The sequence below is a fragment of the Stenotrophomonas nematodicola genome (assembly GCF_009467805.1).
Lineage (GTDB): Bacteria > Pseudomonadota > Gammaproteobacteria > Xanthomonadales > Xanthomonadaceae > Stenotrophomonas > Stenotrophomonas nematodicola.
Genome location: NZ_WIAY01000004.1, coordinates 171,053 through 191,893 on the forward strand (window position 1 = coordinate 171,053; position 20,841 = coordinate 191,893).

Below are 20,841 nucleotides of genomic sequence, written 5' to 3' on the forward strand. Positions count from 1 at the left end.
AAACGTCAGAACTTGTAGCCGACGGTGAGACTGTAGCCACGGCCGTAGATGGTGGCGTAATCGCTGGAGTCGCCGAGGAAGCTGTTCGGATCGTAGAACGGAATGCGATCGAACAGGTTCTTGACCGTGAAGCCGATGTTCCAGTGCGCGTCGGGACGCCAGGCCACGCTCAGGTTGGCGGTCCACCACGACGGTACGCCGTCGCACTGGGCCGGATTGAGTGCCAGGTAGCCACCGGTGCAGGTCTCGGGATTGTTGTCCTCGGCATCGATACGGTCCCACGCCCACTTGGTGCCGCCGACATAGTTGATGAAGAAGCTGGTGGTGAAGGCCTGGTAGTTCCAGTCGGCGTTCAACGTCGCGCGCAGGCGCGGGTTGCCGTAGTAGCCGATGGTGTTGCCGTAGTACCAGCCGAGCTCGTCGTCGGTGTAGGTCTCCTTGCGACGCTGGATGGTGGCGGCAACACCGACGTTCAGGGTGCCCCAGTCACCCAGCGTGAAGCGGGTGCGCGCGTCGATGTCGAAGCCGTCGATCAGGGTGCGGCCGCGGTTCTTGTACTGGCCGACCACGCTGAGCACGTTGCCTGCACTGTAGCCCGGCAGGGTGGCCGGGCATGCCACGCCGCTGGCCGGGTCGGCGCACATGGCCGCCAGCGCCGCCTGGTTGGCCAGGTCGGCCTCGGTGATTGGCGAGCGCGTCATCGACTGGATGTCTTCAGCCTTGCTGTAGTCCGGTGCGGCGATCTCGTTGCGGCGGTAGATGAACCAGTAGTCGGCCGACACCGACAGCCACTGGGTCGGTTCGAACACGACGCCGGCGGTGGCGATCTTGGCCTTTTCCGGTTTGAGGTCCTGGTTGGGCTGGGTCATGCGGGCGACGTTGCGGCTGCAGTCGCTGTTGAGCAGTGAATTGCCCAGGTCCACATCGCCGGGGCGCGCGGACCGGCGCAGCAGGTTGGCGATCGCGTTGGTTTCGTTGCAGCGCAGTTCGTCGCGGTAGCCGCCGATCTGCGCGAACACGCCGCCGGTACCCGCTTCGGCCAGGCTCGGCGCGCGGAAGCCTTCGGAATAGGTGCCGCGCAGCATCAGCTGGTCGAACATCTGGTAGGTCAGGCCGAGCTTCGGGGCGAGGTTGGCGCTGAAGTCGGGGTACTTGTCCACGCGCAGCGCGGCTTCCAGTTCCAGCTTGTCGGTCAGCGGCGCCACGGTTTCGGCGAACAGCGCGTACGTGTTGCGCCTGCCGTCGAACCACGAGCCGCCCTGCTGGGTGATCAGGCCATTGGCCGCGTCGGGGTTGCCCGGCGTGTAGAACGTTTCGCGGGTGGCGTTGAAGCCGAAGGCCGCGCGCACTTCACCGGCCGGCAGGGTGAACAGCGGGCCTTCGATCTTGCCGTCCAGCGTGTGCAGGCGGGTCCAGGACTCGATGTCGAAGGTGGGGAAGGCCTCGCGGATCAGTGCGGCGTTGGCGTCGCTGATCTCACCGAATTTGTAGGCGGGATGGTCGGAGATGATCACCCGGCCGGTACCCGGATCGATGGTGTAAGGGCCGAAGGCCTTCTGGAACCCGGCCAGGTTGACGTTGGTGGTCTGGTAGGTCACCGAATGGGAACCGGCGGTGGCGAAAGCGGTTTCCCAGTTCCAGTCGCCGGCGGTGCCGCGCAGGCCCGTGACCACGCGGTAGCTCTGGTCGGTATTGCGCTGGCCAAAGTGGTTGGCGCCCACGTCCTGCAGCAGGTACTGCAGGCCCACCACGCCGCCCATCAATGCCTTCAGCTCGGGGCTGGCATGGTTGTACTCGTTGTTGGGCCCCAGGTACGGGTACAGGAACTGGTTGACCGTGGTGCCGGTGTTGCGGGAGAACCAGCTGGTGGGGTTGCCGGTGGTGGTGCCATAGGCGCGCGGCGTGCCGCCGTTGGCGGTCAGGTCGATGTCGGTGTAGGTCGCTTCGGCGAAGGCTTCGGTGCTGTCGCCGATCAGGAAGTGCGCGTTGACGTAGGCGGTGTTGCGTTCGGACTTGGCGCCGGCGTCGATCTCGTTGTTCATCCAGGTTTCCCAGATGCACCGCGGGCCGGCCGCTTCGGTGGTGAGCACGTTGTTGCAGCCCGGTGCGACTTCCTGCACGCGTCGGCCGGTGACCGGGTCGAAGGCGAAGTAGCTGCCCGGATTGAACTCGCCCGGCTTGCTGCCGGTGCCCAGTCGCAGGTTGGGAATGTAGTTCGGGTTGTTGACGTAATACTGCGGCGGCCGCTTGTTGTAGAAGTCACTCAGCGGAATCGCGTCACGCCGGTACAGGTTGACCGAGGCGTAGACGTTGTAGCGGTCCTCGTCCAGGTCGCCGAAACCGGCGGTGATGCTGCCCTGGTGTTCGCCATAGGAATCGATGCGCGAAGAGGTATCGGTGGTGAGGCTGACTTCCGCCCCCTGATAGTTGCGCTTGGTGATCACGTTGATCACGCCGGCCACCGCGTCGGTACCGTACACGGCCGAGGCGCCGTCGGTGAGCACTTCCATGCGTTCGATCGCCGCCGCCGGGATCGCATCGATGTTGACGAACTGGGTCTGGAAACCCGCCGGTGCGCCGTAGTACGACAGGCGTCGGCCGTTCAGCAGTACCAGCGTGCCCTGTGCCCCCAGGCCACGCAGGTTGGCCTGCGAGGCACCGTCGGAGCCGGTGAACAGCGAGCGCGAATCCTGCTGGCCCGGCCGCGCGGCCGGCAGGTTGTCGAGCACCTGCAACAGGGTGCGCGCGCCCATGTTCTCGATGTCCTGTTTGCTGATCACCTGCACGGGCGAGGCGGTTTCCACATCGCTGCGGCGGATGTTGGAGCCGGTGACTTCGATCCGCGACAGCTCGGTGGCCGTGGGATCGGGCGTGGCATCCTGCGCAGCGGCGCTGCCGGCGGCGGCCAGGGCCAGGCCCAGTGCGATGGACAAGGGCGTGGCGGGGATGCAGCGATGGCGATGGCGTTCGGTCAACATCTGTGTCTCCTTGTTCGATCCGCAGCGTGGGGCTGGCGGTGGATGGGTGGATGTCAGGCAAACGTCCCCCGTGCCGCGGCCGGAGGGCCGCAGACGGGAAACGGAGAGAGCAGTTCAGAAACGGGTGGGTCGCGCGCGGGGTGCGGCGTCAGGGCGACACGATGCTGGCGGTATCGCCCTCCTGTCCGATCAGGGCCGCGTTGGCCCAGTTGCCACAGACCTGCGCAGGCATGTCGCCCTGCGCCCCGAGCGTGCGCAGGCTCAGCCGTTGCAGGCCGCGCACGTCCAGCTCCGGTTTGACCACACCAGGCGCTTTCACCAGGCCGCTGTCGTAGAGCAGCCGACCGTCGCCCCAGACCTGGAACTGCATGCCCCCGGCGGCGCGGCACTGGTCGTCGATGCCCAGGTCGGCGCGCAGCAGGCGCCAGTTGCCCTTGAGCTGAAGGTCGATCCGGCTGGCCGCACCCACGCCCAGACCGCGGCGGAAGTGCAGGCCGTTCATGCGCATGTCGGCCTGGCCACCGAAGGCGTGGTCGCTTGCGACCTGCGACGCCAGTCCGGCCGGCAGCGGCAATGCGGACAGGTACAGCTGCTGCGCGGGCTTCTCCGTCTGCTGATGTTCCAGCACGCGGAAGGTGGACAGCACGATCGGGCCGACATCGCGGGGCTGCAGCGCATCGACCGCGCGCGCCACACTGCCTTGCGCGGCGGTGACCATCGGGTCGGCCCCGCTGGCGCCGTCGCCGTCCGGGTTCTGCGTGCCCAGCACGCGGAAGCGCAGCAGGCGGCCGGCATGGGCAGGGAAGTCGATCTGCTGCGTGCCCTGCTGCAGGGTCAGGCGGCCGCGCTTGATCGGCTCGCCCCACTCACCATTGCTGTCACCCAGGTAGATCTCGTAGTCGCGCACCTGGCCGTGCTTCCAGTGTTGGTCGTTGCGCGGCGCCAGTTCGATGCCGTCGATCAGCCTGCGTTCGCCGAAGCCGATCACCCATTCGTGCGCACCGGTCTTCACCGCCTGATTGCGCACCGTGCGGAACCAGGTGACCGGATCGTCGTCGAACGCCTTCTCCAGCTCGTAGCCGGGTTCCTCGGCCGGACGGTTGACCACCAGCAGGCTGTCGGAGGGCAGCGCGCGGCCCAGTGCCGGGGCGGCCGGGAAGGCATCGTCGGCGGCTGCGGCGGTGGCGGGCAGATCCAGCTGCAGCGCAAGCGCCTGGCGGATGTCGACCGGCGCGGTGCGCACATGCAGGGTGCCGCGGCGTTCGGCCGCGTCGTAATACCAGCCCTCGCCCGCTGCCTGCCAGGCGGCCAGGTCTGCCAGCCTCGGCAGCGCACGACCGTCCAGCGTGACCGCGGCCGGTCGCTGACGGCTGAGCACGCGCAGCGCATAGCGGCGCTGCGGCAACTGGCCGGCATAGCGCCCCTGCACCGGATCGATGCGCACCTGCACCGGCCCGCTGCCCTGCGCCGGGGCCTGCACCGTGATCGCCTGCGTGCTCGACTCCCCCGTTTCATAGCGACGGGTGGCACCGTCGTCCTCGTACAGCGTGTACTGCGAGGTGCCCTGTGGATACAGATCGAAGGTCACTTCATCGAGTGGCTTCTGCCCGTCGTAGAGCATCTCCGGGTACATCGGAATGATCGCGCCGGCACGCACGAACACCGGGATGGTGGCCAGATCGACCGGGCGGTCCAGCGAACGGCCCTGCGCACCGGCCAGCAGCTGGCGGCCATCCCAGTAGTCGATCCAGCGACCCGGCGGCAGGTGGATGTCGCGGCGCCAGCCACGACTGGCCGCCTGGCTTCGGTAGACAGGCGCGATCAGCAGCTCACGGCCGAGCAGGAACTGGTATTTGTGCGCTTCGGTGTAGGCCTGCGGGTCCTCGGGGTAGTCCCACATCAGCGCGCGCAGCAGCGGGGCGCCGGTGGTCGCCGCATCGTGCGCCAGCCCGTACATGTACGGGGTCATGCGCATTTTCAGCTTGAGGTAGTCGCGGTTGACGCTGCGGTAGGGCTCATCGAACCACCACGGATGCTTGCGCGCGTTGCCCGACCAGCCGGACATGCCCATCAGCACCGGCGTGAAGCTCTTCCACTGCAGGTCGCGGGTGAAGGTTTCGGCGCTGCCGCCGAAGATCGCATCGACGTCGCCGCTGGCGTAGGCCATGCCGGACAGGCCCGAGCCGATCAGGGTCGGGATGTGCCAGCGGATGTAGTCCCAGCTGCTGCTCTGGTCGCCGGTCCAGGCCACGGCATAACGCTGGATGCCGCCCCAGCCCATCACCGTCCACAGGAACGGGCGGGAGTCGGAATTGTGCAGGATGCCGTTGAACGCGGACTGGTTGGCGTCCATTGCGAACTGGTAGCCCTTGCCGGTCCAGGCCACGTCCAGCTTCTGCACGCGGCTGCCGGCGGTGCCCACTTCCCAGGCGATCTTGTCGACACCGTTTTCGGTCCACAGGCCGGTCCTGAAGCCGTATTTCGCCAGGCCCTGCACGGTTTCGGGCAGCTTCGTGTAGCCGCAGCCGTAACCATCATTGGGCAGGATCCAGCCGCCGGGCATGTCGTGCTCGCGGTACTGCCGGGCCACGCTGTCCACCACGTCCGGCGTGGTGCCGGTCGGGCCGTCGCTCCAGCCGTCGGGCACGCTGCCGGGCTTCCTGCGGTTGTCGCCGTCGTTGTAGCAGTCGGCATCGCCATACGAAAACGCCCAGCGCGGCAGCAGCGCGGCGCGGCCGGTCAGCGCGGTGTAGCGGTCCAGCAGCGTGTGCAGGTCAGGCCCGACGAAGTAGTACGCGTCGAAGCGGTCTTCGCGGTGCAGCAGGGTGGCCTGGTCGGCCTGGCGCAGGTCGTAGGTGCCATCGCTCCAGGTGTTGCGCAGCATGCCCCAGCCACGCGCGCTGAGCAGCATCGGCGCCGGGTTGGGCCGGTCGCCCTCTTCCCAGCCCCCGGAGTAGGACACCTCCAGCTCGCGCCCCTTGAACTCGAAGCGCCCGTTCTGCTGGCCGCCGCCGTAGAAGTGCTCGCCGGCTTCGCTGGAGAGCACCTGCACGCTCTGTGCGGTGTCCAGGTCCAGCGGCTGCAGCTCGCGCCATAGCGCCACGTCGCGATCGCCGTCACGTCGATCCAGCGCCAGCCGCAGCGGCTGCCGCTGGATATGCAGCACCAGGGCGTCGGTGCGGATGCGCACTTCGTTGCCATCTTCTTCCAGCTTGAAGGCGACGTTCGCGGCCGGTTGCGGCACCACGATCGGTGCGGCCTTGTCGCCCGCCGGGCGCAGCGTGCCGTTGCGACCGGCCTGCACGCGCAGCAGATCCGTGCGCAGCAGGTCCACGCGCAGCGTCGCGCCGGTATCGGTGCGGATCTCCCAGCCGGGGCTGCCGTCCCGGGCGGGGGCGGCGGCGATCGTACGCAGATTGCCCAGCGGCTCGGCGATGGCCGGCGCGGTGGCCAGCGCCAAGGCAGCGACCACAGCCACCGACAGACCGGCATGACGTATACGGGTTTCCACCTTGCCCCCAAGCCCGCGTTCGGCGGGTATCCGAAACCATTGCGGCCGACTCTAGGGCAGGGCCTCGAAAGATGTCAATAAATTGCAAAGAAAAATGAAGGATATTTTCTCATAAACGAAAGATGATGCAAAGCAACACTTTCCAAACAACACCTGAATACTGGGTTTGTATCGCCTGAAACCTTGATGCAGTGCGCCATCTGCGCCAAGTTTCAACCGATTCCGATCGAAAATTGTGACGAACCCTGCTTTTCTTTTTCTTTCGATATTTGACATTTCGAAAGAAAGCGCAGAAGGTGCGGTCGCCCAACAGGAATTGCGAATGGACGCTTCTCTGCTCCCTGACTTGCCCGCCTGGCAGCGCCTCGGCGGCGCCCACACGGCGGAAGAAATCGCCCAGCAGCCCGGCCTGTGGGCCGCGCTGGCCGATCTGCTCGATCGCCGCCAGACCGACATCGATGCCTTCCTTGGCGAACGCCTGGGCCATGCCGATCAGCGGGTGATCTTCACCGGCGCCGGCAGCTCGGGTTTCATCGCCGAGATGGTGGCCGACCAGCTCAACGCGCAGTGGCCGGCGGAGATCCGCGCGATCCATACCACCAGCCTGCTCACCCATCCGGCGCTGTACCTGCGCCGCGACCGCCCGACACTGCTGGTGTCGTTCGGGCGCAGCGGTTCCAGCCCGGAAAGCGTAGCGGTGGTGGACCTGGTGCGCGGCCAGGTGGACGAGGCGCGCTTTCTGGACATCACCTGCAACGCCGATGGCGAACTGGCCCGGCGCGGCCAGGGCCGCAGCGACACCCTGTCGCTGCTGATGCCGCCGGCCAGTTGCGACCGTGCATTTGCCATGACCAGCAGCCTGACCTGCATGCTGCTGGCCGCCCTCAGTGCGTTCGATCGCGCGCCGTGGCCGCAGCGGCTGCAGCGCCTGCAGCAGCTGTCCGCGCACGGCGGACAGGCCCTGCACGCGTGGGACGCCGCTGTGGGAGCACTGGCACAGGCACCGTATACCCGTGTGATCTACCTCGGCAGCGGCCCGCTGGAAGCCACCGCGCGCGAAGCCGCGCTGAAGGTGCTCGAACTCACCGCCGGGCGCGTGCTGGCCCTGGCCAACACACCGCTGGGGTTCCGCCACGGTCCCAAGTCCACGCTCAACGCCGACACGCTGGTGGTGATGCTGCGCAGCGCACAGCCGTTGTCGCGCCGTTACGAGCAGGACCTGCTGAACGAGCTGCGCCGCGACGGCATTGCCGGCCGGGTGATCTCGATCGGACCGGACGGCGACGACCGCGCCGAGGGCGACTTCGTGCTCGACGTCGCCGACCTGCCCGATCCGTGGCTGGCGCCCCTGTGGCTGCTGGTGCCGCAGTGTTACGCGCTGCAACGTTCCGCCGCGCTCGGCCTGACCCCGGACAATCCGTTCCCGGACGGCACCGTGAACCGGGTCGTGCAGGGCGTGACCATCCACTCCCACGGCTGAGCACGCATGCACACCTGGTACGGCATCGACATCGGGGGCACCAAGATCGAACTGGTGGCGTGCGACGCCGCGCTGGCCGTGCAGCACCGCCAGCGCGTGGCCACGCCGACCCAGGATTACCCTGCGTTCCTGCAGGCGGTGGACGACCTGGTCACGGCCGCCGATGCGGCGCTCGGCCGGCCCGGCGTGGCCGTCGGCATCGGCCTGCCCGGCGTGCGCGACCGCGACAGCGGCCGCCAGCTCAGTGCCAACGTGCCGGGCCTGACCGGACGCACCGTTGGCGTGGACCTGCAGGCGCGCCTGCAGCGGCCGCTGGTGCTCGGCAACGACCTGCAGTGCTTCGCGCTGTCCGAAGCACATGACGGCGCCGCCGCGGGCTACCGCAGCATGTTCGGGGTGATCCTCGGCACCGGCGCGGGCGGTGGCTACTGCCTGGACGGGCATCTGGTCGCCGGCAGCAACGGCATTGCCGGCGAGTGGGGCCACTGGAGCCTCCCGGCCACGCTGCAGCATCGCCATGACCTCCCACTGCTGGACTGCGGCTGCGGCCTGCGTGGCTGCCTGGAGCGGTACGTCTCCGGCAGCGGCTTGGCGATGATCCATGCGCGCTGCGGCGGGGACGACCTCGACGCCAGCGCGGTGGTCGCGTCCGCGCAGACCGGCGATGCCGTCGCGCAGAAGGCGCTGGCGATCCACCGCGACCTGCTCGGTTACAGCTTCGCCAGCCTGATCCTGGCACTGGATCCGCACGTGATCGTGCTGGGCGGCGGGCTGTCGAAGCTGGAGCAGCTCTATCGGGACCTGCCCGCCGCCATTGCCCCGTACCTGTTCACCGGGGTGCGCGTGCCCCCGATCCTGCCGCCGGCCTTCGGCGATGCCGGCGGCGCGCGTGGCGCGGCCCTGCTCGCCCGCCAGCACCACCCTTCCCCCTGAATACCGCCTCCGGAGTTGCCATGTCCGCCGTCCAATCGCTGATCGCCGCCCACCGCCAGGGCCACCCCGTCGGGCTGTACAGCGTTTGCTGCAGCAACGAACAGGTGCTGCTGGCCGCGATGCAGGTCGCGCAGCGCCACGACACCCTGCTGCTGATCGAAGCGACCTCCAACCAGGTCGACCAGTTCGGTGGCTACACCGGGATGACCCCGCCGCAGTACCGCGATTACGTGCTTGCCCTGGCCGCCCGCGCAGGCTTCCCCGCCGCGCGCCTGATCCTCGGCGGCGACCACCTCGGCCCGAATGCCTGGCAGAAGGGCCCGGCCGAGACCGCGATGGCCCATGCCCGCGCGCTGATTGCCGCGTACGTGGCGGCCGGCTTCCACAAGATCCATCTGGACTGCAGCATGTCCTGCGCCGATGACCCGGTGCCGCTGCCGGACGCGATCGTGGCGGCGCGCTCGGCCGAGCTGGCGCGCATCGCCGAGCGCACCGCAGCCGAGCACGGCCTGCCACCGCCCGTCTACGTGATCGGCACCGAAGTGCCGGTCCCCGGCGGCGAAGCGTCGCTGGCCGGCGGCCTGCAGGTCACCACGCCGGCCGCGGCGGCCACCACGCTGGCGATTCACCGCGAGGCCTTCGCCGCGCCGGACCTGCTGCCGGCATGGGAGCGGGTGATCGCGATGGTGGTGCAGCCAGGCGTGGATTTCGACCACAGCAGCGTGCACTACTACGATCCGGCCGCCGCCGCGGACCTGTCGGCCTTCGTCGAGCAGCAGCCGCGCATCGTGTTTGAAGCCCACTCCACCGACTACCAGACCGAGGCGGGATTGCACGCGCTGGTGCGCGACCACTTCGCCATCCTCAAAGTCGGCCCGGCTGCCACCTATGCGTTCCGCGAGGCCGTGTTCGCACTGGCGATGATCGAGGACGCACTGCTGCCGCCCGCACAGCGTTCGAACCTGATCGAGGTGCTCGACCGCTGCATGGTCGACAAGCCCGCCAGCTGGCGCAGCTACTACCACGGCGACGAACACGAACTGCGCCTGCTGCGCGCGTATTCGCTGAGCGACCGCAGCCGCTACTACTGGGGAGAACCGGCGGTCCAGGCCGCGCTGGACACGCTGGTGGCCAACCTGACCGCACACGTGCCGCCGCAGACCCTGCTCAGCCAGTTCCTGCCGGAACAGCAGAAGGCGATCGAAGCCGGCGCCCTGCGCGCCGAGCCGCTGGCGCTGATCCAGCACAAGGTTGCGTTGCGTCTGGCCGAGTACGCCCGGGCCTGCAATCGCAACAAGGCGCTTTCGGAACGGTAAGCTTCGGCTTTCCTTTCCGGACGGAACCGCCCCCATGCGAAACACACGCCAGCGCCGCCAACAGATCCTGCAGTTGCTGGTCGACCACGGCAACGTGCAGGTCAGCGAGCTGGTGGGCCGCTTTGGCGTGTCGGCGGTGACCATCCGTGCCGACCTGACCCACATCGAATCGCAGGGGTTGGCCACGCGCACGCATGGCGGTGCCACGCTGGTGCGCACGCCGCCGCAGGAGCAGGACATCCACGAGAAGGATGCGCTCAACCTGCCGCTGAAGGACAGCATCGGCGTACACGCCGCGCGGCTGGTCAAACCGGGCGACAACATCATCATCGACTCCGGCTCGACCACCATGACGCTGGCGCGCCACCTGCGCGGGCACCGCGACGTCACGGTGATGACCAACGGACTGAACATCGCCTGGGAGCTGGCCAATGCGCCGGGCGTGGAGCTGCTGCTGACCGGCGGACTGCTGCGCAAGCAGTCGCTGTCGCTGCAGGGCAGCCAGGCCGAGGCCAGTCTGAACACCTACAGTTTCGACACCCTGTTCCTCGGTGTGGATGGCCTGGACCTGCAGTTCGGCCTGACCACCCACCACGAGGCCGAAGCCAGCCTCAACCACCGCATGGTCGAGCGCGCGCGCCGCATCGTGGTGCTGACCGACGCCTCCAAGTTCGGCCGCGTCAGCCTGCACCGCATCGCGCGGCTGGACCAGGTCCACACCATCATCACCGACGCCAGCATCGACAGCGAGTACCTGGACGGGCTGCAGCGGCTGGGCGTCGAAGTGATCATCGCCGAGTCGCCCCCTTGACCGACCCCCGCACCCTGCACGGCCGCATGCTCACCGACACCGGTTGGGTGCGTGGCGACCTCCACATCGACCAGCGTGTACGCGCCATCGACACCGCGCACCGCGATCCGCGCGATGACGACGAGGTTCCGCTGATCCTGCCCGGCTTCATCGACCTGCACGTGCATGGCGGCGCCGGTGTGGACATCATGCAGGGCGGCGACAGCGCCTGCACCGTCGCGCGGGCGCATGCCCGCCACGGCACCACGGCGATGCTGGGCACCACCATGACCGCGCACGAGGACGACATCGTGCAGGCGCTGCAGGGCCTGGCCGGTGCGATCGGCACGCGGGCACCGGGCATGGCACGGGTCCTGGGCGTGCATCTGGAGGGCCCCTTCATCAGTGCCGAGCGGCTCGGCGCGCAACCGCCCCTGGTGGTCGAAGCCACGCTGCAGGACGTGCGCCGCCTGCATGCGATTGCCCCCATCCACGTGCTCACCCTCGCCCCGGAGATCGGCCAGCATCTCGCGCTGATTCCTGCGCTGAACGCGCTCGGCATCCGCGTGCAGCTCGGCCACAGTGCCGGCAGCTATGCCGATGGCGTGGCCGCACTGGAGGCGGGCGCGGCCGGCTTCACCCATCTGTTCAACGGCATGACCGGCGTGGACCACTATCAGCCCGGCATCGCCACCGCCGCCCTGGCGCATGCGCAGTACGCCGAGCTGATCCCCGACCTGCAGCACGTGCATCCCGGCGCGATCCGTACCGCGCTGCGCGCGATTCCGCGCCTGTATTGCGTGACCGACGCCACGGCGGCCACCGGCATGCCCGACGGCGAGTACGCGCTGGGCGTACAGCGCGTGCACAAGTGCCTGGGCTGCGTGCGACTGTCCACCGGTTCGCTGGCCGGCAGTGCGCTGACGATGGACCAGGCGCTGCGCAATCTGGTGTCACTGGGGCTGGACCTTGCCGACGCCTCCAACCGGGTATCGCGCTACCCGGCCGACTATCTCGGCCTCACCGATCGTGGCCGCATCGCCGTCGGCGCCTGGGCCGACCTGGTGATCCTCGACCGCGACCTGCGCGTGCGCGCCGTGACGGTGGAAGGCCAAGACATCGCGCTCGACTGAGCGCCGACCCCGCGCCGTCGCGGCGCATGCAACGCAGGACAGGACCGGCCCGATGAACGACGTTTCCGCAGCCCAGCCCGTGTACGCCGACGCCCCGCGCTGGCCGATACGCTATCTGTTGTTCATCGGCGGCATGGGCGGCCTGCTCTACGGCATCGACATCGGCATCATCGCCGGCGCCCTGCCGTATCTGGAAGCCACCGCAACCGCGAGCTGGCACCTGACCACCCAGCAGCTGGGCTTCGTGGTAGCCGCCGTGCTGCTGGGCAGCGTGCTGTCCTCGCTGTTCGCCGGCATGGTCGCCGACCTGATCGGGCGGCGCGGGGCGATGTTCCTGGCCGGCCTGCTGTTCACCGCCAGCATTCCGGTGATGGCGCTGTCGGACGGGTATGCAGCGCTGCTGATGGGCCGCCTGCTGCAGGGCATCAGCGGCGGCCTGATCGGCGTGGTGGTGCCGCTGTACCTGGCCGAGGTGCTCAGCCCGGAGCGACGCGGGCGCGGCGCGGCGATGTTCCAGCTGCTGCTGACCGTCGGCCTGGTGCTGGCGGCGGTGATCGGCCTGTACCACGCGCATTCGGTGGACGCAGCGGCCGCGGCCGTGCGCCACCTGCCAGGCGAGGAACAGCAGCGGCTGCTGTTCGATGTCAAGGACCATGCCTGGCGCACCATCTTCTGGAGCTGCCTGCTGCCCGGGCTGGTGTTCACCGCCGGCGTGCTGCTGATCAGCGAATCGCCGCGCTGGCTGGTACGCCGCGGGCGTGTCGACGCGGCGCGGCGCGCGCTGCAGCGTACCGTTGCCGCCGCCGAGGTCGAACCGACCCTGCAGCGCATGCAGGCCCCGGAGGCCGTGCGCAGCCGTGGCACCGGCGCGCGCGACCCGCTGCTGAGCCGCCGTTACGTGTGGCCGTTCGTGCTGGCCTGCCTGGTGCTGGCCTTCACCCAGGCCACCGGCATCAACTCGGTGCTGGCCTACGCGGTGAACATCCTCAACCAGGCCGGCCTGCCCGGCGCGGTGGCCAACTGGGCCGACGTGGCGATCAAACTGCTCAACGCGGTGATGACCGTGGTCGCCCTCGTGCTGGTGGACCGCAAGGGCCGCAAGTTCCTGCTGATGCTGGGCAGCGGCGGCATCACCGTGGCGCTGCTGGCCGCCGCACTGCTGTTCGTGCAGAGCGAACGCGGCCGCCTGGATGTGCAGCCGCTGCTGCAGCAGCAGGTGGCAGGCAGTACCTTGTCGCTGCCGCTGGATGCCGCACAGTGGCAGCGCCTGGAGGGCGGCGCCGCTGCTGGCCCGCAGCAGCTCACCGTGTCCTACGCCTACGGCGGCTTCAGCAACGTGCGCGCGCTGCGCAGCGACAACCCGATCGATGCGACGCTGGAGATCCGTCGCAACGACGCGGTGTCGGACGACAGTGTGATCGGCGCGTTCTTCCGCCGGCTTCACCTCAATCCGTTCCCGGACCCCGCCCAGGCCGCGCAGGCACCGCTGGTGATCGAACGCGCCATGATCGGCCCGGTGCCCTCGCCCACCCACGGCTGGCTGGTCGCCAGCTGCATCCTGCTGTTTGTGGCGTTCTTCGCGGTGGGCCCCGGCGTGTGTGTGTGGCTGGCTCTGTCCGAGCTGATGCCGACCCGCATCCGCTCCAACGGCATGAGCATCGCGCTGTTGATCAACCAGTTCGTGTCCACGGTGATCGCGGCCATCTTCCTGCCCACCGTCGGCCACCACGGCTATGCCAGCATGTTCTTCTTCTGGGCCGGCTGCACCCTGCTGTACTTCCTGATCGCCGCCTTCTGGCTACCGGAAACCAAGGGCAAGTCGCTGGAACAGATCGAGGCCAACTTCCGCTGATCGCAGCACGTCGCCACACCCGGTCAGGGTGTGGCCGGCGTGCCGGTCATGCGTTCCACCAGGCGTGCGGCATCGTCCGGCGCCAGGCCGGTGGTCTGCATGTACTTGCCGAACGGCGCGCTCACATGCGCCACGCTGACGATGTCACCGTCCACGCTCACCGCCATCACGCGTCCGACCAGGCGCTCGGACGCGCGCTGGATGCGCGGTTCGGCCGCGTCGGTGAAAGTGTAGTAAAGCGTGGCCAGGCCATTGGGTCCGACCTCCTGGCGCACACTGGCAATGGCCGACGCGGTGATGACCGGCGGTCCAACCAGATGGATGGGGGTGCCATCCAGCGTCCGCGCGGGCACGCTGCCCGCCTGCGCCACGGTATCGGCCTCGCGCATTTCAATGCGCACCCCGCTGCGTGGCGGGGCGCCCGGCCGGGTGAACGTCCCGTCGGACGACGGCGCTTGGCTGCACCCCGACATCACCAGCGCGCCCAACAACAGCCCCCAACGCCATCCCTTGCGCATCGCCATTCCCTCGAGGTTGTTGGCGCATTGTGGCCCGGATGCAGGCTCAGCGCAGCCGTCGCAAGCGGAAGGCCACCACGATCTGCAGCACGCCGTAGATCAGGCTGCCGATGCCGATCCACAGCGTGGTGACAGCCACGCCCGCGATGGGATTGGCCACCATGAGCGCGCCCAGCACGATGGCCAGCAGCCCGCTGAGGATCAGCAGCCACTCGCCCCGGATGTGCCTGCGCACGCGGATGGCGAACACGATGCGGTACAGCCCGGCCACGATCAGCCAGACCGCCAGCAGCAGGATCAGCACACTGGCGGTGGCCAGCGGATTGAGCACCGCCAGCACGCCGAAGCCGAGCGATACCACCGCATAGAGCAGCAGCCAGCCACGCGGCACGCCGCTGTTGCCGAACACCGCGAACAGGCTGATCAGGCCCTCCACCAGCGCCATCACGCCTATCGCCCATGCCAGCGCGGTCGCGGCCGACAGGGGCTGCAGGATCGCGATCAGTCCGAACACCACGGCCACCACGCCGTACAGCAGCACGATCCACCAGCTGCGGCCCACCAGCGACAGCACCGGCGAAAGAGGGGTAGTCATCGGCAGCGCACTCCGTGTGAAGGGTGAATGGGCATCTTAGCGCCGGGTCATGAAAGCCCTGCTCACGGCACGCGTGCGCATACCCAGACCCGCAGCTGCGTGCCGCCGGCGCCCTGCAGCGCGCTGGCGGCCGCATCCAGCGTGGCGCCGGTGGTCATTACGTCGTCAACGAGGGTCAACCGTGCCGGCGCGGGCCCGGTCACGCCGAAGGCGTTCCGCAGATTGCGGCGGCGGGCATCGGCCTCCAGGTCCGATTGCGGGGCGGTCAGGCGGGTGCGCTGCACGCCCTGCCACAGCGGCAGATCCAACGCGCGCGCCAGCGGTCGCGCCAGTTCCAGCGCCTGGTCGTAGCCGCGTGCGCGCAACCGCTGCCGATGCAGCGGCACCGGCGCCAGCGGGCCGTCCACGAACGCCGGTACACGCTGCAGCATCAGCTGCGACAGCAGCCTGCCGGCCGCCAGGTCATGGTGGAACTTGAAACGGCGCAGCAGTCCATCCACCGGGGCGGCGTACAAAAACGTAGCGGCAGCGCCATGCTGGCGCGGGGGCGTGCGCAGGCAGGCGCCGCAGCGCGCGGTGCATTCGCCGTCCGGCAAGGGCAGCGCGCACAGCGGGCAGGCAGCATCGTTCCAGGGCAGGCCGGCATGGCAGGCCGCGCAGAGATCCAGCCCATCCGCACCGGGCGCCTCGCACAGCAGGCAGCGCAGGGGCAGGAGCTGATGGCCCAGCCACGCCCATGCTCCGTAAACTTTTCTAATGTCCATGTAGTTGACAGTTGCCGGTCCGCTCACCAGACTGCCGCCCTTTCGTTCCACTATCTGTCAGGACTTGCCCATGCCTTCCGTCATCCGCCACGACTGGCACCGCGACGAACTGCTGGCCCTGTTCGCCCTGCCGCTGCCCGCGTTGCTGCACCAGGCCGCCAGCGTGCACCACGCGCACTTTGATCCGGCTGAAGTCCAGGTCTCCACGCTGCTCTCGGTCAAGACCGGCGGCTGCCCGGAAGACTGCGCCTACTGCCCGCAGGCGCAGCGTTACAGCACGGGGGTGGATGCGCAGAAGCTGATGGCCACCGAGGACGTGGTTGCCAGGGCCCGGCAGGCCAAAGCCGCCGGCGCCTCGCGCTTCTGCATGGGCGCCGCGTGGCGCTCGCCCAAGGCGCGCGACATTCCCAAGGTGGCGGCGATGATCCGCGAGGTGAAGGCGCTGGGCCTGGAGACCTGCGCCACCCTGGGCATGCTCAGCGGCGACCAGGCGGCCGCCCTGCGCGACGCCGGGCTGGACTATTACAACCACAATCTGGACACCGCGCCGGACTTCTATGATTCGATCATCCACACGCGCCAGTACCAGGACCGCCTGGACACGCTGGAGCACGTGCGCGAGGCCGGGCTGAAGACCTGCTGCGGCGGCATTGTCGGCATGGGCGAATCCCGCGAGCACCGCGCCGGCCTGCTGCTGGCGCTGGCCAACCTGCCGGCGCACCCGGACTCGGTGCCGATCAACCGGCTGGTGCAGGTGGCCGGCACGCCGCTGCATGGCACCGCCGAACTGGACCCGTTCGAGTTCGTGCGGATGATTGCCGTGGCCCGCATCGCCATGCCGCGCGCGATGGTGCGGCTGTCGGCCGGGCGCGAGGCGATGAGCGATGAGCTGCAGGCGCTGTGTTTCCTGGCCGGAGCCAACTCGATCTTCTACGGCGAGAAACTGCTGACCACCGGCAATCCCGATACTGAGCGCGACCTGGCCCTGTTCGAGCGGCTGGGCCTGCGCCCGATGCCGGTCCGGGTGGACGCCGCCGACCACGATCGCCCGGGCACGGTCCACGCCGGGATCACCACGTCCGGCGGCTGCGGGCGGGCCGCCTGATCCGGCCGATCGGCCGCCCGGCCGGGCCAGGCAGCGCCAGGCCCGGCAACCGGGTACGCTACGGATCTTCCCAGCCGCCCATGCCCACCACGCTCATGGCCCGTCCCGACCTGCACGACCGCATCCAGGCCCAGCGCAAGCTCCGCGACGCCCAGGGACGCATCCGCGTGCGTCGCACGGTGACCCGGCGCGACGGCGTGCGGCTGGAGATCGATGGCCAGTGGCTCACCGGCTTCTGCAGCAACGACTACCTGGGCCTGTCCCAGCAGTTCGGCGTGGTCAGCGCGCTGCAGGACGCCGCTGCGCGCGAGGGTGCCGGCGCCACCGCCTCGCACCTGGTCTGTGGCCACCACGCACTGCATGACGCGCTCGAACGCGAGATGGCCGAGTGGCTGGGCTACCCGCGCGCGCTGCTGTTTGGCAGCGGTTTCGCCGCCAACCTGGCCGTGCAGCAGGCGCTGCTCAGCGAAGAAGACGATGTCTGCGTGCAGGACCGGTTGAACCATGCCAGCCTGCTCGATGCGACGCGCCTGGCCGGCTGCCGCCTGCGCCGCTACCCGCATCTGGATGCCGAAGGCGCGATGCGCCAGCTCAAACATGCGCCGGAAGGCGCGGCGATGCTGGCCACCGATGGCGTGTTCAGCATGGATGGCGACCTTGCCCCGCTGCGCTCCCTCTCGCTGGTGGCACGGATGCAGGGCGCAATGCTGTACGTGGACGATGCGCACGGCGTGGGCGTGATCGGTCAACACGGCCGCGGCTGCGTGGCCGAGGCCGGGTTGGGCGTGGACGATGTGCCGCTGCAGCTGGCCACGTTCGGCAAGGCGCTGGGCGGCAGCGGTGCGGTGGTGCTCGGCGACGAGGCGATGATCCAGCACCTGGCCGAAACCGCGCGTCCTTATATCTACACCACGGCCGTCCCGCCGGCGCAGGCGGCCGCCACGCTGGCCGCGGTGAAGCTGGCCCGTCGTGACGACTGGCGCCGCGAGAAGCTGGCCGAACTGGTGGGCGTGTTCCGCGCCGGCGCGCGCCAGCACGGGCTGGACCTGATGGCCTCCGATACGCCGATCCAGCCGTTGCTGTGCGGTGCCGAGGCCACCGTGATGGCGATGTCGGCCGCCTTGGAGACCTCCGGTTTCCTGGTCACCGCGATCCGCCCGCCGACGGTGCCCGAAGGCAAGGCGCGGCTGCGCGTGACGTTGTCGGCACTGCACACCCCGGCCCAGGTGCGCGCGCTGATCGACGCCATCGCCCATGCACGCGACAGCGTTCTGCACCAGCAGGCCCTGTCGGCATGAGGCAGAGGCGGTAAGCATGCAGATCGAGGTGGTGGGACAGGGACCGGCACTGGTGCTGATCCACGGCTGGGCCCTTCATGGCGGCGTGTTCGCGCCGCTGGTCGAGCGGCTCGCCGACCGCTTCCAGCTGCATCTGGTCGACCTTCCCGGCCACGGCGCCAGCCGCGACGACGCCACGCCCCTGCGGCTGCCCTACGTGGTCAACGCGATCGCTGCCGCCACGCCGCCGGCAGTGTGGTGCGGATGGTCGCTCGGCGGTCTGTTCGCGCTGCATGCGGCGGCCACGCTGCCGCAGGTGCGCGCGCTGGTGATGATCGCCGCGACGCCGTGCTTCGTGCGCGCGGTGGACTGGCCCGACGCCGTCGAGGCGAGCGTGTTCGAACAGTTCGGCCAGGACCTGGCCCGCGACTATCGTGGCACCCTGGAACGCTTCCTGGCCCTGGATGCAATGGGCTCCGAGCATGCCAAGCAGGAACTGCGCACGCTGCGCGAGATGCTGGTGGCACGTGGCGAACCCGCGCCGCACGCGCTGAACGACGGCCTGCGGCTGCTGGAAGCCAGTGACCTGCGCGGCGCCCTGCCGACCCTGCGCACGCCCAGCCTGTGGCTGGCCGGGCAACGCGACCGGCTGGTGGCGGCGCGCACGATGCAGGCAGCGGCCGCGCTGACGCCGGCGGCAGAGATGCACACCATCGCCCACGGCGGCCATGCCCCGTTCCTGGGCCATGCAGACGAGGTTGCCCGCCACCTGCAACACTTTGTTTCCGGCCTGGGCTGAGCCATCACCGCCACGCATCGCCGAAAATGCCTTTCCGCCCTTTCCCGCGAGACTGACGATGGATCTTGGAATAGCCGGCCGCTGGGCCCTGGTCTGCGCCGCGAGCAAAGGCCTCGGGCTGGGCTGCGCGCGGGCCCTGGTGCGCGAAGGCGTCAACGTGGTGATCGCCGCGCGCGGTGAGGCTGCGCTGGAACGGGCGCGTCTGGAACTGCTGGCCCTGCCCGGCGCACGCCAGGTGGTGGCCGTGGTCGCCGACATCACCACACCCGAAGGTCGCCAGGCCGCGTTGGCGGCCTGCCCGCAGGTGGACATCCTGGTCAACAACGCCGGCGGACCGCCCGCCGGCGATTTCCGCCAGTTCGCCCGCGAGGACTGGCTGGCCGCGCTGGACGCCAACATGCTGGCGCCCATCGACCTGATCCGCCTGACCGTGGATGGCATGATCGAGCGCGGCTTCGGGCGCATCGTCAACATCACCTCCTCCTCGGTGAAGGCGCCCATCGACGTGCTGGGCCTGTCCAACGGTGCCCGCTCGGGGCTGACCGGTGTCGTGGCCGGCATCGCGCGCCGCACCGTCGCCCACGGCGTCACGATCAACAACCTGCTGCCAGGCCAGTTCGACACCGATCGCCTGCGCGGCAACTTCGCCTACCTGGCACAGCAGCAGGGCATCGATGCCGGCCAGCTGGCCGACCGCAAGCGTACCCATATTCCCGCCGGACGCTTCGGCAGCGCCGACGAGTTCGGCGCCACCTGCGCCTTCCTGTGCAGCGCGCATGCCGGCTACATCACCGGGCAGAACCTGCTCATCGATGGCGGTGCCTACCCCGGCACCTTCTGACTTCCGTCCCACCCCCGATTATGCAGTGAGCCTTCCATGACGTCCAGTTTCGATCACCACCACGTCCGCCGCGCGTTCTCGCGTGCCGCCAGCCGCTACGACGCCGCCGCAGCGTTGCAGCGCGAGGTGGCCAAGCGCCTGCTGGAATCGCTGGATTACCTGGGCGAGCGCCAGCCTCAGGTGGTGCTGGACATCGGCAGCGGGACCGGCCATGCCAGCGCGACGATGAAGAAGCGCTGGCCCAAGGCGCAGGTGATTGCACTGGATCTGGCCGAGCCGATGCTGCGCGAAGCGAAGAAGCAGGCGGGTTGGTGGAAGCCGTTCGCACGCGTCTGCGCCGATGCGCAGGCGCTGCCGCTGCAGGACCAGAGCGTGGACCTGATCTACAGCAACCTGTGCCTGCAGTGGGTGGACGATCTGCCGGCGGTATTCGCCGGGTTCCGCCGCGTACTCAAGCCTGGTGGACTGCTGGTGTGCTCCACGTTCGGCCCGGAGACCCTGATCGAGCTGCGCGACGCGTTCGCGCAGGCCGATGCGGTGCCGCATGTCAGCCGGTTCGCGCCCATTGCCCAGTTCGGCGATGCGCTGATGATGGCCGGTTTCCGCGATCCGGTGCTGGACCGCGATCTGTTCACCCTGACCTATGACGACCTGCCCGCGCTGATGCGCGAACTGCAGGCGATCGGCGCCACCAACGCACGCCACGACCGCCGCCACACCTTGACCGGGCGGGGCCGCTTCGATGCCGCCCGCGCCGCCTATGAGCCGCTGCGGCGCGAGGATGGCAAGCTGCCCAGCAGCTGGGAAGTGATCTACGCCCATGCCTGGGCACCCGACCCGGGCGCGCCGATCCGCGAGCGCGGGCACGACATCGCCAGCGTGCCGGTGTCGGCGATCCCGATCCGCCGCAGGCCCACTTGACCGCAGGCTCGGCCCCACCGGCGCGGGT

General features: G+C 69.2%; 16 protein-coding genes. 11 read left to right on the forward strand and 5 right to left on the reverse strand.

Features of this window, described 5'->3' with window-relative positions:
- Positions 1-5: 5 nt before the first annotated feature.
- Together GDJ08_RS13665 and GDJ08_RS13670 are read right to left on the reverse strand one after the other, a co-directional pair.
- A complete protein-coding gene (locus GDJ08_RS13665) occupies positions 6-2,978 on the reverse strand; it encodes a TonB-dependent receptor domain-containing protein (RefSeq protein WP_153165071.1) in 2,973 nt (990 codons plus the stop codon).
- A gap of 148 nt (positions 2,979-3,126) precedes the next feature.
- A complete protein-coding gene (locus GDJ08_RS13670) occupies positions 3,127-6,489 on the reverse strand; it encodes a TIM-barrel domain-containing protein (protein ID WP_153165072.1) in 3,363 nt (1,120 codons plus the stop codon).
- Positions 6,490-6,811: 322 nt separating this feature from the next.
- Between GDJ08_RS13670 and GDJ08_RS13675 the strand changes: the two genes are divergently transcribed.
- The 6 genes from GDJ08_RS13675 to GDJ08_RS13700 are packed head-to-tail and all read left to right on the forward strand — an operon-like array spanning position 6,812 to position 13,993.
- Positions 6,812-7,969 (forward strand): SIS domain-containing protein, encoded by a 1,158-nt coding sequence (locus GDJ08_RS13675; protein WP_153165073.1) that lies wholly within the window; start codon positions 6,812-6,814, stop codon positions 7,967-7,969.
- 6 nt (positions 7,970-7,975) lie between these two features.
- Positions 7,976-8,902 (forward strand): ROK family protein, encoded by a 927-nt coding sequence (locus tag GDJ08_RS13680; RefSeq protein WP_153165074.1) that lies wholly within the window; start codon positions 7,976-7,978, stop codon positions 8,900-8,902.
- A 20-nt stretch (positions 8,903-8,922) separates the two neighbouring features.
- Complete coding sequence (locus GDJ08_RS13685; protein ID WP_153165075.1) at positions 8,923-10,218, forward strand: D-tagatose-bisphosphate aldolase, class II, non-catalytic subunit; 1,296 nt, start codon at positions 8,923-8,925, stop codon at positions 10,216-10,218.
- 34 nt (positions 10,219-10,252) lie between these two features.
- Positions 10,253-11,029, forward strand: a complete 777-nt coding sequence (locus tag GDJ08_RS13690) for a DeoR family transcriptional regulator (protein ID WP_017355734.1) — start codon at positions 10,253-10,255, stop codon at positions 11,027-11,029.
- Positions 11,026-12,141: an N-acetylglucosamine-6-phosphate deacetylase gene (locus tag GDJ08_RS13695; RefSeq protein WP_017355735.1), complete on the forward strand. Its 1,116-nt coding sequence runs from the start codon at positions 11,026-11,028 to the stop codon at positions 12,139-12,141. Before GDJ08_RS13690 ends, GDJ08_RS13695 begins: the two co-directional genes overlap by 4 nt.
- A gap of 52 nt (positions 12,142-12,193) precedes the next feature.
- Positions 12,194-13,993 carry an MFS transporter gene (locus GDJ08_RS13700; RefSeq protein WP_017355736.1) on the forward strand — a complete coding sequence of 600 codons (1,800 nt, stop codon included), beginning with the start codon at positions 12,194-12,196 and terminating at the stop codon, positions 13,991-13,993.
- A 23-nt stretch (positions 13,994-14,016) separates the two neighbouring features.
- Here GDJ08_RS13700 and GDJ08_RS13705 read toward each other — a convergent pair whose 3' ends face one another.
- The 3 genes from GDJ08_RS13705 to GDJ08_RS13715 all read right to left on the reverse strand — a co-directional run bounded on the left by GDJ08_RS13705 (position 14,017) and on the right by GDJ08_RS13715 (position 15,870).
- Positions 14,017-14,511: a SecDF P1 head subdomain-containing protein gene (locus tag GDJ08_RS13705; protein WP_136005996.1), complete on the reverse strand. Its 495-nt coding sequence runs from the start codon at positions 14,509-14,511 to the stop codon at positions 14,017-14,019.
- 46 nt (positions 14,512-14,557) lie between these two features.
- Positions 14,558-15,106, reverse strand: coding sequence for an HdeD family acid-resistance protein (locus GDJ08_RS13710; RefSeq protein ID WP_017355738.1), 549 nt, complete (start codon positions 15,104-15,106; stop codon positions 14,558-14,560).
- A 62-nt stretch (positions 15,107-15,168) separates the two neighbouring features.
- Entirely contained in the window at positions 15,169-15,870 is a 702-nt protein-coding gene (locus GDJ08_RS13715) for a ComF family protein (protein ID WP_136005999.1), read from the reverse strand.
- Positions 15,871-15,940: 70 nt separating this feature from the next.
- On the opposite strand from GDJ08_RS13715, the gene bioB reads away from it, so the two are divergent.
- The 5 genes from bioB to bioC all read left to right on the forward strand — a co-directional run bounded on the left by bioB (position 15,941) and on the right by bioC (position 20,813).
- Positions 15,941-16,975, forward strand: coding sequence for a biotin synthase BioB (gene bioB, locus GDJ08_RS13720; protein ID WP_153165076.1), 1,035 nt, complete (start codon positions 15,941-15,943; stop codon positions 16,973-16,975).
- A gap of 95 nt (positions 16,976-17,070) precedes the next feature.
- Complete coding sequence (bioF, locus tag GDJ08_RS13725) at positions 17,071-18,273, forward strand: 8-amino-7-oxononanoate synthase (protein ID WP_017355741.1); 1,203 nt, start codon at positions 17,071-17,073, stop codon at positions 18,271-18,273.
- A 16-nt stretch (positions 18,274-18,289) separates the two neighbouring features.
- On the forward strand, positions 18,290-19,051 hold the full coding sequence (gene bioH, locus GDJ08_RS13730; protein ID WP_153165077.1) for a pimeloyl-ACP methyl ester esterase BioH: 762 nt from the start codon (positions 18,290-18,292) through the stop codon (positions 19,049-19,051).
- 58 nt (positions 19,052-19,109) lie between these two features.
- Complete coding sequence (locus GDJ08_RS13735; protein ID WP_153165078.1) at positions 19,110-19,892, forward strand: SDR family oxidoreductase; 783 nt, start codon at positions 19,110-19,112, stop codon at positions 19,890-19,892.
- A gap of 36 nt (positions 19,893-19,928) precedes the next feature.
- Positions 19,929-20,813 (forward strand): malonyl-ACP O-methyltransferase BioC, encoded by an 885-nt coding sequence (gene bioC / locus GDJ08_RS13740; protein WP_153165079.1) that lies wholly within the window; start codon positions 19,929-19,931, stop codon positions 20,811-20,813.
- Positions 20,814-20,841: the final 28 nt, after the last annotated feature.

What these genes read in the sequence shown, in the direction of transcription:
- GDJ08_RS13665 (WP_153165071.1), bottom strand. Translation starts at nt 2,978, where the DNA reads ATGTTGACCGAACGCCATCGCCATCGCTGCATCCCCGCCACGCCCTTG.
- GDJ08_RS13675 (WP_153165073.1), top strand. Translation starts at nt 6,812, where the DNA reads ATGGACGCTTCTCTGCTCCCTGACTTGCCCGCCTGGCAGCGCCTCGGC.
- GDJ08_RS13680 (WP_153165074.1), top strand. Translation starts at nt 7,976, where the DNA reads ATGCACACCTGGTACGGCATCGACATCGGGGGCACCAAGATCGAACTG.
- GDJ08_RS13685 (WP_153165075.1), top strand. Translation starts at nt 8,923, where the DNA reads ATGTCCGCCGTCCAATCGCTGATCGCCGCCCACCGCCAGGGCCACCCC.
- GDJ08_RS13690 (WP_017355734.1), top strand. Translation starts at nt 10,253, where the DNA reads ATGCGAAACACACGCCAGCGCCGCCAACAGATCCTGCAGTTGCTGGTC.
- GDJ08_RS13700 (WP_017355736.1), top strand. Translation starts at nt 12,194, where the DNA reads ATGAACGACGTTTCCGCAGCCCAGCCCGTGTACGCCGACGCCCCGCGC.
- GDJ08_RS13705 (WP_136005996.1), bottom strand. Translation starts at nt 14,511, where the DNA reads ATGCGCAAGGGATGGCGTTGGGGGCTGTTGTTGGGCGCGCTGGTGATG.
- GDJ08_RS13710 (WP_017355738.1), bottom strand. Translation starts at nt 15,106, where the DNA reads ATGACTACCCCTCTTTCGCCGGTGCTGTCGCTGGTGGGCCGCAGCTGG.
- GDJ08_RS13715 (WP_136005999.1), bottom strand. Translation starts at nt 15,870, where the DNA reads ATGGACATTAGAAAAGTTTACGGAGCATGGGCGTGGCTGGGCCATCAG.
- bioB (WP_153165076.1), top strand. Translation starts at nt 15,941, where the DNA reads ATGCCTTCCGTCATCCGCCACGACTGGCACCGCGACGAACTGCTGGCC.
- bioF (WP_017355741.1), top strand. Translation starts at nt 17,071, where the DNA reads ATGGCCCGTCCCGACCTGCACGACCGCATCCAGGCCCAGCGCAAGCTC.
- bioH (WP_153165077.1), top strand. Translation starts at nt 18,290, where the DNA reads ATGCAGATCGAGGTGGTGGGACAGGGACCGGCACTGGTGCTGATCCAC.
- GDJ08_RS13735 (WP_153165078.1), top strand. Translation starts at nt 19,110, where the DNA reads ATGGATCTTGGAATAGCCGGCCGCTGGGCCCTGGTCTGCGCCGCGAGC.
- bioC (WP_153165079.1), top strand. Translation starts at nt 19,929, where the DNA reads ATGACGTCCAGTTTCGATCACCACCACGTCCGCCGCGCGTTCTCGCGT.